11 protein-coding genes are annotated in these 12,435 nt (G+C 63.9%); 4 read left to right on the top strand and 7 right to left on the bottom strand.

Annotated features, from left to right (window positions below):
* Positions 1-207: 207 nt before the first annotated feature.
* Positions 208-645, bottom strand: a complete 438-nt coding sequence (locus IFT75_RS08000; protein WP_192054161.1) for a hypothetical protein — start codon at positions 643-645, stop codon at positions 208-210.
* Between the two features lie 109 nt (positions 646-754).
* On the opposite strand from IFT75_RS08000, the gene IFT75_RS07995 reads away from it, so the two are divergent.
* The gene (locus tag IFT75_RS07995; protein ID WP_043188257.1) at positions 755-1,198 is read left to right on the top strand and encodes a universal stress protein; all 444 of its coding nucleotides are present in this window, start codon (positions 755-757) and stop codon (positions 1,196-1,198) included.
* 60 nt (positions 1,199-1,258) lie between these two features.
* Here IFT75_RS07995 and IFT75_RS07990 read toward each other — a convergent pair whose 3' ends face one another.
* Positions 1,259-3,172 (bottom strand): ATP-binding cassette domain-containing protein, encoded by a 1,914-nt coding sequence (locus tag IFT75_RS07990; protein ID WP_122478802.1) that lies wholly within the window; start codon positions 3,170-3,172, stop codon positions 1,259-1,261.
* 180 nt (positions 3,173-3,352) lie between these two features.
* Between IFT75_RS07990 and IFT75_RS07985 the strand changes: the two genes are divergently transcribed.
* On the top strand, positions 3,353-5,284 hold the full coding sequence (locus tag IFT75_RS07985) for a transglycosylase SLT domain-containing protein (protein WP_122478804.1): 1,932 nt from the start codon (positions 3,353-3,355) through the stop codon (positions 5,282-5,284).
* 33 nt (positions 5,285-5,317) lie between these two features.
* Here IFT75_RS07985 and IFT75_RS07980 read toward each other — a convergent pair whose 3' ends face one another.
* From IFT75_RS07980 to yegS, 3 genes are all read right to left on the bottom strand, one after another.
* Positions 5,318-6,121 carry an MOSC domain-containing protein gene (locus IFT75_RS07980; RefSeq protein WP_185793712.1) on the bottom strand — a complete coding sequence of 268 codons (804 nt, stop codon included), beginning with the start codon at positions 6,119-6,121 and terminating at the stop codon, positions 5,318-5,320.
* Positions 6,122-6,188: 67 nt separating this feature from the next.
* A complete protein-coding gene (locus tag IFT75_RS07975) occupies positions 6,189-7,118 on the bottom strand; it encodes a chemotaxis protein CheV (RefSeq protein ID WP_122478808.1) in 930 nt (309 codons plus the stop codon).
* Positions 7,119-7,208: 90 nt separating this feature from the next.
* Complete coding sequence (gene yegS / locus IFT75_RS07970) at positions 7,209-8,111, bottom strand: lipid kinase YegS (protein ID WP_122478809.1); 903 nt, start codon at positions 8,109-8,111, stop codon at positions 7,209-7,211.
* Between the two features lie 341 nt (positions 8,112-8,452).
* On the opposite strand from yegS, the gene IFT75_RS07965 reads away from it, so the two are divergent.
* Positions 8,453-9,922, top strand: coding sequence for a mannose-1-phosphate guanylyltransferase/mannose-6-phosphate isomerase (locus IFT75_RS07965; RefSeq protein WP_122478811.1), 1,470 nt, complete (start codon positions 8,453-8,455; stop codon positions 9,920-9,922).
* On the opposite strand, the gene IFT75_RS07960 is transcribed toward IFT75_RS07965, so the two are convergent.
* A complete protein-coding gene (locus IFT75_RS07960) occupies positions 9,919-11,133 on the bottom strand; it encodes a molybdopterin molybdotransferase MoeA (protein WP_342214320.1) in 1,215 nt (404 codons plus the stop codon). The genes IFT75_RS07965 and IFT75_RS07960 overlap by 4 nt on opposite strands.
* Positions 11,126-11,665 (bottom strand): molybdenum cofactor biosynthesis protein B, encoded by a 540-nt coding sequence (moaB, locus tag IFT75_RS07955; protein WP_122478815.1) that lies wholly within the window; start codon positions 11,663-11,665, stop codon positions 11,126-11,128. Before moaB ends, IFT75_RS07960 begins: the two co-directional genes overlap by 8 nt.
* A gap of 73 nt (positions 11,666-11,738) precedes the next feature.
* Between moaB and mobA the strand changes: the two genes are divergently transcribed.
* Positions 11,739-12,323, top strand: a complete 585-nt coding sequence (gene mobA / locus IFT75_RS07950) for a molybdenum cofactor guanylyltransferase MobA (RefSeq protein ID WP_192054157.1) — start codon at positions 11,739-11,741, stop codon at positions 12,321-12,323.
* Positions 12,324-12,435 lie beyond the last annotated feature (112 nt).

The following is a 12,435-nucleotide window of genomic DNA, read 5'->3' as shown; positions in this document are numbered from 1 at the left end:
TCGGGATAGTGCTGGAGCGTGACTGAAAAACGCTCGATTCATACGCCCGTTTGATTGGGCTGCGTGTACATTCACGGAATTGCGGGCGATTGTCAAATGCCGCGCCAGCCGCGAGAAAACGCGACTTTGCGGTCATTTCTGGAATGCGCAGAAACGCGCACCTGCGACAGCCTGCCGCAGGCATATGACGATAGCTCGAGACAACGATCAAGCCAGTGCTTGCAGGACCTTTGCAATATCCTGAAGCACCTTTTCGTCACCCTTTTCGCCCCAGTACAACGCGAGCATCTGCGACCCGGCTTCGAGCTTGTAGACGTCGGCGGGCAACGTGGCCAGGTGAGGCAGCAGCAGCGGATCGATACAGGCTTCGCGCCACTGGTTGCACCAGACCCCCGGCTCGATCTGCCAGTAGCTCCAGCTGTCGACCCTGCCCTTGCGGCGTGGCCGATGGTATTGCGCGCAGGGGTCGGGTGGCTCGACGCTGAGCCAGTGCGGCCACTGCTGGGGAGCCAACTGCATGGCCAGGCCCATCCGCCGCGCCTGCAGGCGCACGGCCATGCGGCCGCTCTGGCTGCGCGACGGCCGCAGCCATACCATGGGGCTGAGAATCAGCGCAAGGATTGACACGACTATCCACACCGTCATAAAGAGTACACCCGCTAAGCGTTTCAAATAGATCGGCGAGGGTTGTTCATGTTGCGCCCCGCCTAAACAGTCCATACTCAAGCTATCGCAATCGTCAGGAGTGCTTCTCATGCCCTACCAACACATTCTGGTCGCCGTCGACCTCACCGAGGAGTGTGACCCGGTCATCAAGCGGGCCCGGGAGCTGGCGGTCAGCAACGGCGCCAAGCTCTCGCTGGTGCACATCGTCGAACCCATGGCCATGGCTTTCGGCGGGGACGTGCCGATGGACCTCTCGCAGTTGCAGCAGCAGCAGTTCGATCAGGCCAAGGAGCGCCTGGAAACGCTGAAGGTCAAGTACCCGGACCTTGTCGTCGGCGACTGCCACCTGACCTACGGCCAGCCGCGTCAGGAGATTCACAACCTGGCGAAGAAATCGGAATGCGACCTGGTGGTGGTCGGCAGTCATGGCCGTCATGGCCTGGCATTGCTGCTTGGTTCGACGGCCAACGACGTGTTGCACGGAGCGCCGTGCGACGTTTTGGCGGTGCGCCTGGTCAAGCGCGCCGAATAAGGATCATCAGCGGGGCCGAGCAGCAGCTGCGGCCTCGCTGATGATTCCAGAGTCGAGAGCTCAGGCGTCGAGTTCGGCCCAGCGCTCGACCATGACTTCCAGCTCGGCCTGCGAGGCTTCCAGCTTCGCCATCACTTCCGCCGTCTGCGCGGCAGGCCGCTGATAGAACCCGGCATCGGCCATCTCGGCTTCCAGCGCAGCGATTTCCTGCTCCTTGGCTTCGATCTGGCCCGGCAGGGCTTCCAGCTCGCGCTGCAGCTTGTAGCTGAGCTTCTTCTTGGCGGGCGCCGGTGCTTCCACAGGTGCAGGCTCTGCGGCCTTGACCACGGCGCTGTTGAGCTCGGCCTTGCCTGACTTGTTCTCGGTCACGCCGAGCAGCTTGGGCGAGCCGCCCTGGCGGATCCAGTCCTGGTAGCCACCGACGTATTCGCGAACCTTGCCCTCGCCTTCGAACACCAGCGTGCTGGTGACCACGTTGTCGAGGAAGGCCCGGTCGTGGCTGACCATCAACACGGTACCCTTGAAGGCGGACAGCACTTCTTCAAGCAGTTCGAGGGTCTCGACGTCGAGGTCGTTGGTCGGTTCGTCCAGCACCAGCAGGTTGGCCGGCTTGCTGAACAGCTTGGCCAGCAACAGGCGCGCGCGCTCACCGCCCGACAGGGCCTTGACCGGCGTGCGTGCACGCTGGGGGCTGAACAGGAAGTCGCCCAGGTAGCTCAGCACGTGGCGGCTCTGACCGTCGATGTCGATGAAATCGCGGCCCTCGGCAACGTTGTCGATGACGGTCTTTTCCAGGTCGAGCTGGTGACGCAACTGGTCGAAGTAGGCGACGTCCAGGCGCGTGCCGACGTCGACCGAACCGTTGGTGGGCTGCAGGTTGTCGAGCATCAGCTTGAGCAGCGTGGTCTTGCCGGTACCATTCGCCCCCAGCAAGCCGATACGGTCCTCGCGCTGCAGGACCATGGAGAAATCCTTGATCAGCATCGGCCCACCCGGATGGGCGAAGCTGACGTTGTCGAGGACCATCACCTGCTTGCCGGACTTGTCTGCGGTATCGAGCTGGATGTTGGCCTTGCCGGTGCGCTCGCGGCGTTCGCCACGCTCCACACGCAGTGCCTTGAGCGCACGCACCCGGCCTTCGTTGCGGGTGCGTCGGGCCTTGATGCCCTGGCGGATCCACACTTCTTCCTGGGCCAGGCGCTTGTCGAACAGCGCGTTGGCGGTTTCCTCGGCCGACAGCATGGCCTCTTTGTGCACCAAGAAGCTGGCGTAGTCGCCGTTCCAGTCGATCAGGCCGCCGCGATCGAGCTCGAGAATGCGCGTGGCCAGATTCTGCAGGAAGGAACGGTCGTGGGTAATGAACAGCACCGCCCCCTGGAAATCCTTGAGGGCTTCTTCGAGCCAGGCGATCGCGCCGATGTCCAGGTGGTTGGTCGGTTCGTCGAGCAGCAGCAGGTCAGGTTCGGACACCAGCGCCTGCGCCAGCAGGACGCGGCGGCGCCAGCCACCGGACAACTGCTTCAAGGTCTTGTCTGCAGGCAGCTGCAGGCGGCTCAAGGTGCTGTCGACCAGTTGCTGCAGGCGCCAGCCGTCACGGGCTTCGAGATCCTGCTGGACATGCATGAGCTTGTTCAGGTCTTCGTCGGTGACGATGTTCTGGCTCAGGTGGTGGTACTCGGCCAGCAGCGCGCCGACCCCGTCCAGGCCCTCGGCAACGACGTCGAACACGGTCCGGTCGTCGGCCACCGGCAGTTCCTGCGGCAGCTCGCCGATCTTCAGCCCCGGCGCACGCCAGACGGCGCCGTCGTCGGGTTTCTGCACGCCCTTGACCAGCTTCAGCATGCTGGATTTGCCAGTGCCGTTGCGGCCGATGATGCACACCCGCTCACCACGGGCGATCTGCCAGGACACCTTGTCCAACAACGGCATCGCGCCGAATGCAAGGGACACATCGCTGAATTTGAGCAGGGTCATGAGCTTCTCCAAAAACCGGGCGCGCATTCTAACCGACTTTTGCCCTGGCAGACCGAAGGCGGCAATAAAATGAATGATCCTGAACGCTTTCATCGCGCCTGCCCTAGAGGCTAAGCTAGGCTCACTTCTTTAGTGCTGGCACTGCCGACACTTGTCACGTCTTTTCTGCCTGGAAGTCTCATGCGCAGTCGCCTGTTCAGCTTGTTGTCCTGCCTCATCCTCTCTGCATCCAGTGTCGCCAACGTCCAGGCCGCCGACCTGGCCACGCAGCGTCAATACTACGACGAGGCCAAGCGCGCCCTGGCCAAGGGCGACAGCGGCCCGTACATGCGCTACGCCGCCGAGCTTCAGGACTACCCGCTGGAGGCCTACCTGGCCTACGACGAGCTCACCCCGCGCCTGCGCAGCGCCAGCAACGCCGAGATCGAAGGCTTTCTCGCCAAGCACGGCGACCTGCCACAGGCCAACTGGATGAAACTGCGCTGGCTGCGGCAGCTCGCCGAGCGCGGCGAGTGGGCGCCGTTCGTCAAATACTACGACCCCAAGCTCAACTTCAAGGAGCTCGACTGCCTGTACGGCCAGTACCAGCTGAGCAACAGCCAGCTGCGCGCCGAAGGCTATGCCAATGCCGACAAACTGTGGCTCACCGGCAAATCGCTGCCCACGGCCTGCGATGGGCTGTTCCAGCGCTGGGCCAGCGAAGGCCAGCTGACCGAGAACAAGCGCTGGCAGCGCGCCAAGCTCGCAGCCCAGGAGCGCAACTACCCGTTGGCCACCAGCCTGGTGCAAAGCCTGACCAGCCTGTCGAGCCAGGGTCGACTGCTGCTGGATGTCGCGCAGAAACCCGAACTGCTCGACCAACCGGCGCGTTTCATGCCGGTCGACGAAGCCATGTCCGACGTGGTCGGGCTGGGGCTGCGCCGCCTGGCCCGTCAGGACCCGGAAAAAGCCATGCGCATGCTCGACAGCTATGCCAGCAGCATGCGTTTCTCGGCCGAGGAGAAGGTTGCCATCGCCCGCGAGATCGGCCTGACCCTGGCGCGGCGCTACGATCCGCGGGCGCTGGAGCTGATGACTCGCTACGATCCGGAGCTGCGCGACGACACCGTGACCGAATGGCGCCTGCGCCTGCTGCTGCGCCTGGGCCGCTGGCAGGACGCCTACGACCTGACCACCCGCCTACCCAAGGACCTGGCCAAGACCAACCGCTGGCAGTACTGGCAGGCGCGCAGCCTGGAGCTGGCCCAGCCGCAGAGTGCCAAGGTGCCTTCGCTGTACAAGGCGGTGGCCAAGGAGCGCGACTTCTACGGCTTCCTGGCGGCCGACCGCATCCAGGCGCCCTACTCGCTCAACAACAAGCCGCTGGTGATGAGCCAGGCGCTGGTCAACAAGGTGCGCAACACCGCCGGTGTACGTCGTTCGCTCGAGCTCTACGCACGTGGCCAGATCGTCGATGCGCGACGCGAGTGGTATCACGTCAGCCGCCATTTCGACCGCGACGAGATGGTCGCCCAGGCCAAGCTGGCCTACGACATGCGCTGGTACTTTCCGGCCATTCGCACGATCAGCCAGGCGCAGTACTGGGACGACCTGGACATCCGCTTCCCGATGGCCCACCGCGACACCCTGATTCGCGAAGCCAATGTGCGAGGCCTGCACACCAGCTGGGTGTTCGCCATCACCCGTCAGGAAAGCGCCTTCATGGACGACGCCCGTTCCGGCGCCGGCGCCATGGGATTGATGCAGTTGATGCCGGGCACCGCCAAGGAAACCTCGCGCAAGTTCAGCATCCCGCTGTCGTCGCCCCAGCAGGTACTCGATCCCGACACCAACATCCAGCTCGGTGCTGCATACCTGAGCCAGGTACACAGCCAGTTCAACGGTAACCGGGTACTGGCCTCGGCCGCCTACAACGCGGGCCCCGGGCGCGTACGGCAGTGGCTCAGAGGCGCGAATCACCTGAGCTTCGATGTCTGGGTGGAGTCCATTCCATTCGATGAAACCCGCCAGTACGTGCAGAACGTGCTGTCCTACGCGGTCATCTATGGCGAGAAGCTCAACGCGCCGCAGCCGGTGGTGGACTGGCACGAACGCTTCTTCGACGACCAGTGAGCCCAGCCTGGCAGCCCGCCGGCTGCCGGCCCGTCACTCGAGCACGGTGATCGGCATGCCCACTTCCAGCACGCCGGCGCCATCGCATACCAGATTCTGGCCGAACATGGCGTGGCCGTCCTGCTGGCGGTAGCGCTTGAGGGTTGCCAGGGGCTCGCGATCGGCACTGCGCTCCCCGGTGTGCGGGTCGAGCGTGGTCAGAATGCAGCGCGCGCAGGGCTTGAGCACACGAAAATCCAGGCCGCCGATGCGAATGCGCTTCCAGCCATCCTCGGCGAAGGCGGCGCTGTCCTGGACGACCAGATTGGGCCGAAACCGCGCCATCTCCAGCGTCCGTCCGACCCGTGCGGACAGGTCGTCCAGCGAGCCCTGACCGATCAACAACAGTGGAAAGCCATCGGCAAAAGCCACCTTGTCGCCGCCCTCGCCGTAACCGGCGCTGACGGTACGGGCGCGCTCGGTAGGCACGTACACCAGCCGAGTCGGCTTACCGACGAAATCACTGACCCAGCGCGCTGCTTCCTCGCCGGCGTCGGGCACGCGGAAGCTGTCGTTCCACAGCGTGACTCCGCGCAGTTCGCCTGACTCCGGGACCGCGACGTTCAGCTCAGGGTATCCGCTTGCGCTCAGGCGCAGGCCTGCGTCTTCACCGACTTGCGTACCCAACTGCCCCAGGCGAGGGTCTGCGCGCTGGCTGAGGAACCGACCGCTCTGGGCGTCGACCAGCATCCAGCGCCGATCGCCGAGCAGCCCCAGGCCATCCACAGGCGACTGCTGCAGCGACTGGCCAATGGCCGATTTGAGCGGGTAACGGTACAGCGCGGCAAGGCTCGACATGGCCCGGCTCCTCAGGACAGAGAAAAACCCAGTCTAGCGGAACCGGCAGGAGAATAACGAGGGCCTGTCAGCGTTGATCCAGCTCCAGGCGCTGACGCACCACGTCGACCAGTTTGTCGGGCTGGAACTTGGACAGGAAGTTGTCACAGCCGACCTTTTTCACCATCGATTCGTTGAAGCTGCCCGACAACGAGGTGTGCAGCACCACGTAGAGGTCGCGCAGTCGCGGATCGTTGCGGATCTCGGTGGTAAGCCGGTAGCCGTCCATTTCCGGCATCTCGGCGTCGGTGAAGACCATCAGCAGTTTGTCGGTCATGCGCTCGCCGGTGTCGGCCCACGCCTTGAGCTTGTTCAACGCCTTGAGGCCATCGCTGGCCACGTGCATCTTGATGTCCAGCTGCGACAAGGTATCGCGCAGCTGCGCCAGTGCCACCGTCGAGTCATCCACCAGCAGCACTTCCCGGCCACGAGCGCGCGCCAGCAAGGGGTCGTCGAGCTTGTCGCGGGAAACGCGAGCGTTGTAGGGGACGATTTCGGCGAGCACCTTTTCCACGTCGATGATCTCGACCAGTTGCTCGTCGACCCGGCTGATTGCGGTCAGATAGTGCTGGCGCCCGGCACTGGCCGGAGGCGGCAGGATGGCTTCCCAGTTCATGTTGACGATGCGGTCGACACCACCGACCAGGAAGGCCTGGATCGAGCGGTTGTATTCGGTGACGATGATGGTACTGCTCGGCCCCGGCACCAGCGGGCGCATGCCGATGGCCTGGGACAGGTCGATCACTGGCAGGGTCTGCCCGCGCAGGTTGATCACACCGCAGACATACGGATGGCGCTGCGGCATCAGCGTCAGCTTGGGCAACTGCAGGACTTCCTGGACCTTGAACACGTTGATCGCGAACAGTTGCCTGCCGGCCAGGCGAAACATGAGCAGCTCCAGACGGTTTTCACCCACCAGCTGCGTACGTTGGTCAACCGAGTCAAGAATGCCGGCCATGTAAAACTCCAAAGCCCAAGTGAAAGAAGAGGTACCGGGCTATCGGCGCTGGCGCGAATATCTTGACTGCCGTCGCTGCGGTTATGTCAGTTAAGTCAGTTGTCCATGGCTCAGCAGCGGCGACCCGGCGGGCAAATGAACTTTCAATGCCTTGGGCATGGTGCTGAAGCGCAGGTTTTCACCCCGCAATGGCTCGCCATCGAGGTTGATGTCGAGGTTTTCCTTGCTGTTGATTTCGACCCACGGCAGCCGTGCACGCACGAACAGTGTTTCCAGTCCGCCGCCGCCGAGCAGGCTTTTCAAGGTGCCGACCACTTCGGTCGGTGCCGGCAGAATGCTGATCTCCAGCAGTCCGTCGTCGACCACGGCTTCGGGGCACAATTCGTGGCCACCACCGGCCTGGCGTCCATTGCCGATGCCCAGCGCCAGCAGATCGCCTTCCCAATGGAAGTCCGGGCCGCTGAGCGAAGCGGAGGCAGCGCGCAATTCGCTGAACCGCGACAGCCCGGTGAACAGGTAGGCGGCGCCACCGAGCACCTTCTTCAAGTCTTCGGAGGTATTGGCCGTGACCTGACTGCCGAAACCACCGGTTGCCATGTTGAGAAACACCTGCCCGCCCACTTCACCCAGATCGATGGCCTGAGGCTCGCGGGCAAGCAGCGCCAATGCGTGTTCGGGTTCGAGGGGAACGCCGGCGGCACGTGCGAAATCGTTGGCTGTGCCCAGGGGCATCAACGCCAGGCTGGCGTCGGTCTTGGCCAGCGCCATCGCTTCGGCCACATCGCGCAGGGTGCCATCGCCACCGCCGGCGATGATCTGGGTGTAGCCGGCTTGCAGTGCCTCATCGACCAGACGCTGGGCGTCGCCGCCTTCCCAGGTCAGACGCACGTCCAGCGCGTTGCCTTGCTCCCGGTAATGCTCCACCGCGCTGCGGACGTCTTCGTTGGAAGCTTGTTTGCCGTGCAATATCAGAATTGCCTTGCGCTCGCTCATGCTGCATGTCTCCGGTGGCCAGTAAGTGGAACTGTGCCTGATGTGACCACAGCCGCAGGAAAAAAAGCCCCGACGAAAAGTTTTTAACCATTCGTACATTTACCACTCGCCAACCGTTCTCGTTTAGGCTTTACTGCGAAGCAACTGGCCACTATCGAAGTCGCCGTTACCTCCCGATTCCTGCACGTCCAGCCCGTCTCCAGGCGGGCGGTAGCATTGTCGAATCGCAGAATCCTGCGCCCTGCCCTTCTTCATCGACCTTTTCCTGCATCCAGCCCGGCTGGACGTGTGCGCTTGCCTTCGCAGGTGCCGTCCGCCACCTTCAACTCGAGGCTCGACCTATGACGACTCTGATTCCCTGCATCATCGCCGGCGGCTCCGGCACCCGCCTGTGGCCCGTATCGCGCGAAGCCATGCCCAAGCCGTTCATGCGCCTGCCGGACGGCGAAAGCCTGCTGCAGAAAACCTTCACCCGTGCCTCGCAATTGCCAGGCGTGGAGCGGGTGCTGACGGTGACCAACCGTGAGGTGTTCTTCCGCACGCTGGACGACTACCGCCAATTGAACGACCGCGATGCCCTGCTCGACTTCATTCTCGAACCTGCGGGCCGCAACACTGCGCCAGCCATCGCCAGCGCCGCCTTGCATGCCGCCAAACACTACGGCGCGTCGGCGCAGTTGCTGGTACTGCCGGCCGACCACCTGATCCGCGACATCGACGCCTTCCAGGCCGCGGTCAGTGCAGCACGCAAGAAAGCCGACGAGGGTTGGCTGGTGACGTTCGGCCTGGTGCCGCAAACGGCGGAAACCGGTTTCGGCTACATCGAGCGCGGCGCCGACCTGGGCGATGGCAGCTATCAAGTCGCGCACTTCCGGGAAAAGCCGGACCAGGCCACCGCCCAAGCCTACCTGGACAGCGGTGACTACCTGTGGAACGCCGGCATGTTCTGCATGCGTGTGGACGTGCTTCTGCGCGAACTGGAAAAGCACGCACCGGACGTGCTGCTGGCGGCCACCACCTGCCTGCAGGTCAGCCACAGCAAGCAAGGCAACCGCGAGCTGCAAGTTGAGCTGGACAGCAGCACCTTCGCCCTGGCGCCGGACATTTCCATCGACTACGCGCTGCTCGAACGCTCCGACAAGGTGGCGGTCATTCCGTGCCAGATGGGGTGGAGCGACATCGGTTCGTGGCAGGCGGTGCGCGAGCTGACTCCAGCCGACGCACAGGGCAACCAGTGCAACGGCGAAACCGTGCTGCATGACGTGAGCAACTGCTACATCGACTCGCCACGCCGCCTGGTCGGCGCCGTCGGCCTCGACAACCTGGTGGTGATCGATACGCCTGACGCACTGCTGATTGCCGACGGCAGCCGCACCCAGGACGTCAAGTTCCTTGCCCAGCAGCTCAAGCGCCAGGGTCACGATGCCTTCCGACTGCACCGCACGGTCACTCGGCCATGGGGCACGTACACGATCCTCGAGGAAGGCAAGCGCTTCAAGATCAAGCGCATCGTGGTCAAGCCCGGCGGCACCCTGTCGCTGCAGATGCACCACCACCGCAGCGAGCATTGGATCGTGGTCAGCGGCATGGCCCGAGTCACTAACGGTGACAACGAGTTTTTGCTCGACACCAACGAGTCGACCTTCATCAAGCAGGGCCACGTGCACCGCTTGGTCAACTCCGGGGTGATCGACCTGGTCATGATCGAAGTGCAGAGCGGTGAATACCTGGGCGAAGACGATATCGTGCGCTTCACCGACATCTACGGCCGCGCACCGGCGGCCGTCGAAGCGACCAAGAGCAACGCTTAAAAAAGTTCGCTGAACGGGATGAAGGCGACCAGTTCGCCTTCATTCAATGTGCAGCCTTCGCGTATTTCCACCAACCCATGGGCCCAGGCCGCGCTCAGCAGCACGCCGGAGCTCTGATTGGGGTAGATCACAGCCCGGCCCTGCTCGATACGCCCGCGCAGGTACTCGCGACGGGTACCGGCGCGCGGCCAGGCAAACCCGGCTGGCACCTGGAAGCTCAGCGGCGCAACGTCGCGAACACCCAGCCGACGCAGCAGGTAAGGCCGTGCCAGCAGGGTGAAAGTGACCAGTGTCGATGCCGGATTGCCCGGCAGGCCGATGACCGGTACGCCACGGAAGTGGCCGAACGTCAGTGGCTTGCCGGGTTTGATCGCCAGTTTCCAGAGGGCCAACTGCCCTTCCTCGCGCAAGGCGATGCCGAGAAAATCGGCTTCGCCCACCGAGACGCCCCCCGTGGACAGAATCAGGTCCACATCACCCAGAGCCGCCAGGCGCTGGCGTGTCTGCTGCAGATCGTCGGGCAGAATCCCGGCATCCACTACCTCACAGCCCAAACCACTCAAGGCACTGCACAGCACCTGACGATTGCTGTTGTAGATCTGCCCTGGCCCCAGCGGCTGACCTGGCTCGACCAATTCATCTCCCGTGGACAGCACCGCCACCCGTGGCCGACGGACCACGTCGATGTGCGCATGCCCCATGGAGGCCAACAGGCCCAGTTCGATCGCACCCAAGCGGCTGCCAGCTTCGAGCAGGCGTTCGCCGATGCGGGTTTCCTGGCCCTGGGGACGGATATTCTGGCCGATCCTCAAGGGCTGGTCGAAGGTCACCCGCTGGTCGTCCACGATTTGCACGTTCTCCTGCATTTCCACGCAGTCGGCGCCTTCGGGCAGCGGCGCGCCGGTAAAGATGCGTGCGCACGTGCCGGGTTCCAGGGGCGCGGGCACGGCGCCCGCGAACACGCGCTGGCTGACCCGCAACGGCTCGCCCTGCCAGTCTTCGCGGCGCAGCGCGTAGCCGTCCATGGCACTGTTGGGCCAGGGCGGCAGGTCGAGCGTGGCGATCAGGTCAGTGGCCAGCACGCGACCGACGCCTTGGGCCAGGGCGACCCTTTCGCGCTCGCGCACCGGCGTGCCATCGGCCATGGCCAGTAGTTGCGCCAGTGCCTGTTCTACCGGAAGCAGCGGCTGCGCCGCTGGCAACTCAGCCACGGCTGACGCAGGGCTCGGCCTGCTTGAGGTGCACGACGAAATTGCACGGCCGGTGGCGCACGTCCAGCTGCTCGGCGAGAATCCCATCCCAGCCGGTGCGGCAGGCGTTGGTCGAACCGGGCAGGCAGCACACCAGGGTGCCGTTGGCGAGCCCGGCGAGCGCACGTGACTGCACGGTCGAGGTGCCGATGTCGGCGACGGAGATCTGCCGGAACAGCTCGCCGAAGCCATCGACTTGCTTGTCCAGCAGGCAGGCCACGGCTTCCGGCGTACTGTCACGGCCGGTGAAGCCGGTGCCGCCGGTAATCAGCACCACTTGGCATTGGTCATCGGCGATCCACTGCGCAACCTGTGCACGGATCTTGTACAGGTCGTCCTTTAGCAGCACGCGGGCATAAAGGCCGTGGCCCGCCGCGCTCAGGCGATCGACGAACAATTGGCCAGAGGTATCGGTTTCCACGCTGCGGGTGTCGCTGACAGTCAACACTGCAATATTGAGCGGCACAAAGGGTACATCTGCCTTGGCTTTCATTGGCTGGGTCCGGTTGTTTGGCGGGATGGACGGTGTTATATCACAGCCCCACAGCCACTGTCCGAGGCCCCGAATGAACCCTGCCGACACCTTGCCCCCCTGCTCTGTCCTGCTGCTGGCAGGCGGCCGCGGACAACGCATGGGCGGCCGCGACAAGGGCCTGATCGACTGGCATGGCCGGCCCTTGATCGAGCACCTGCAGCAACGCGTGCGACCCCTGACCGATGACCTGATCATTTCGTGCAACCGCAATTATCCGCGATACGCAGCCTTCGCCGACCGCTTGGTGCACGATGACAGCAGCGACTTTCCCGGACCGCTGGCGGGCATTCTGGCCGGCCTGGCCGCCGCTCGACACCCGCTGCTGCTGGTATTGCCCTGCGATGTGCCGGGCGTGGACGAGGCCCTGCTCGACGCCATGCGCCATGCGCAGCAAACTCATCCAACCCAGCCGCTGATGGTGCGTCAGGGTGAGTTCTGGGAACCGTTGCTGTGCATCGTTGGCAAGGTGCATCAACCGCTCGTGCGACAAGCCTGGGATGCCGGCGAACGGAGCCCGCGCAAGGTCTTGCTGGCACTCGGCGCCCAGCCGCTGCAATGTGCCGAGAACGATCCGCGCCTGGCCAATTTCAATACGCCTCAACTGCTGGGTCGCTGAGCAGGTCGGCAAACGCTAGACTGCACCGGTCGGACCAACGGAACTTTGCTGGCGCAAGCAGCGTCTTATTCCCGTATACGCCAGCACCCTTTTTTGTTTTGTGGAGAAACAC

Origin of the sequence: Pseudomonas sp. CFBP 8758, assembly GCF_014841725.1 — a bacterium.
Classification (GTDB): Bacteria; Pseudomonadota; Gammaproteobacteria; order Pseudomonadales; family Pseudomonadaceae; genus Aquipseudomonas; species Aquipseudomonas baltica.
The sequence above is the reverse complement of the archived record's forward strand: the minus strand, read 5'-3'. Positions and strand labels throughout refer to the sequence as shown.

What these genes read in the sequence shown, in the direction of transcription:
- IFT75_RS08000 (WP_192054161.1), bottom strand. Translation starts at nt 645, where the DNA reads ATGACGGTGTGGATAGTCGTGTCAATCCTTGCGCTGATTCTCAGCCCC.
- IFT75_RS07995 (WP_043188257.1), top strand. Translation starts at nt 755, where the DNA reads ATGCCCTACCAACACATTCTGGTCGCCGTCGACCTCACCGAGGAGTGT.
- IFT75_RS07990 (WP_122478802.1), bottom strand. Translation starts at nt 3,172, where the DNA reads ATGACCCTGCTCAAATTCAGCGATGTGTCCCTTGCATTCGGCGCGATG.
- IFT75_RS07985 (WP_122478804.1), top strand. Translation starts at nt 3,353, where the DNA reads ATGCGCAGTCGCCTGTTCAGCTTGTTGTCCTGCCTCATCCTCTCTGCA.
- IFT75_RS07980 (WP_185793712.1), bottom strand. Translation starts at nt 6,121, where the DNA reads ATGTCGAGCCTTGCCGCGCTGTACCGTTACCCGCTCAAATCGGCCATT.
- IFT75_RS07975 (WP_122478808.1), bottom strand. Translation starts at nt 7,118, where the DNA reads ATGGCCGGCATTCTTGACTCGGTTGACCAACGTACGCAGCTGGTGGGT.
- yegS (WP_122478809.1), bottom strand. Translation starts at nt 8,111, where the DNA reads ATGAGCGAGCGCAAGGCAATTCTGATATTGCACGGCAAACAAGCTTCC.
- IFT75_RS07965 (WP_122478811.1), top strand. Translation starts at nt 8,453, where the DNA reads ATGACGACTCTGATTCCCTGCATCATCGCCGGCGGCTCCGGCACCCGC.
- moaB (WP_122478815.1), bottom strand. Translation starts at nt 11,665, where the DNA reads ATGAAAGCCAAGGCAGATGTACCCTTTGTGCCGCTCAATATTGCAGTG.
- mobA (WP_192054157.1), top strand. Translation starts at nt 11,739, where the DNA reads ATGAACCCTGCCGACACCTTGCCCCCCTGCTCTGTCCTGCTGCTGGCA.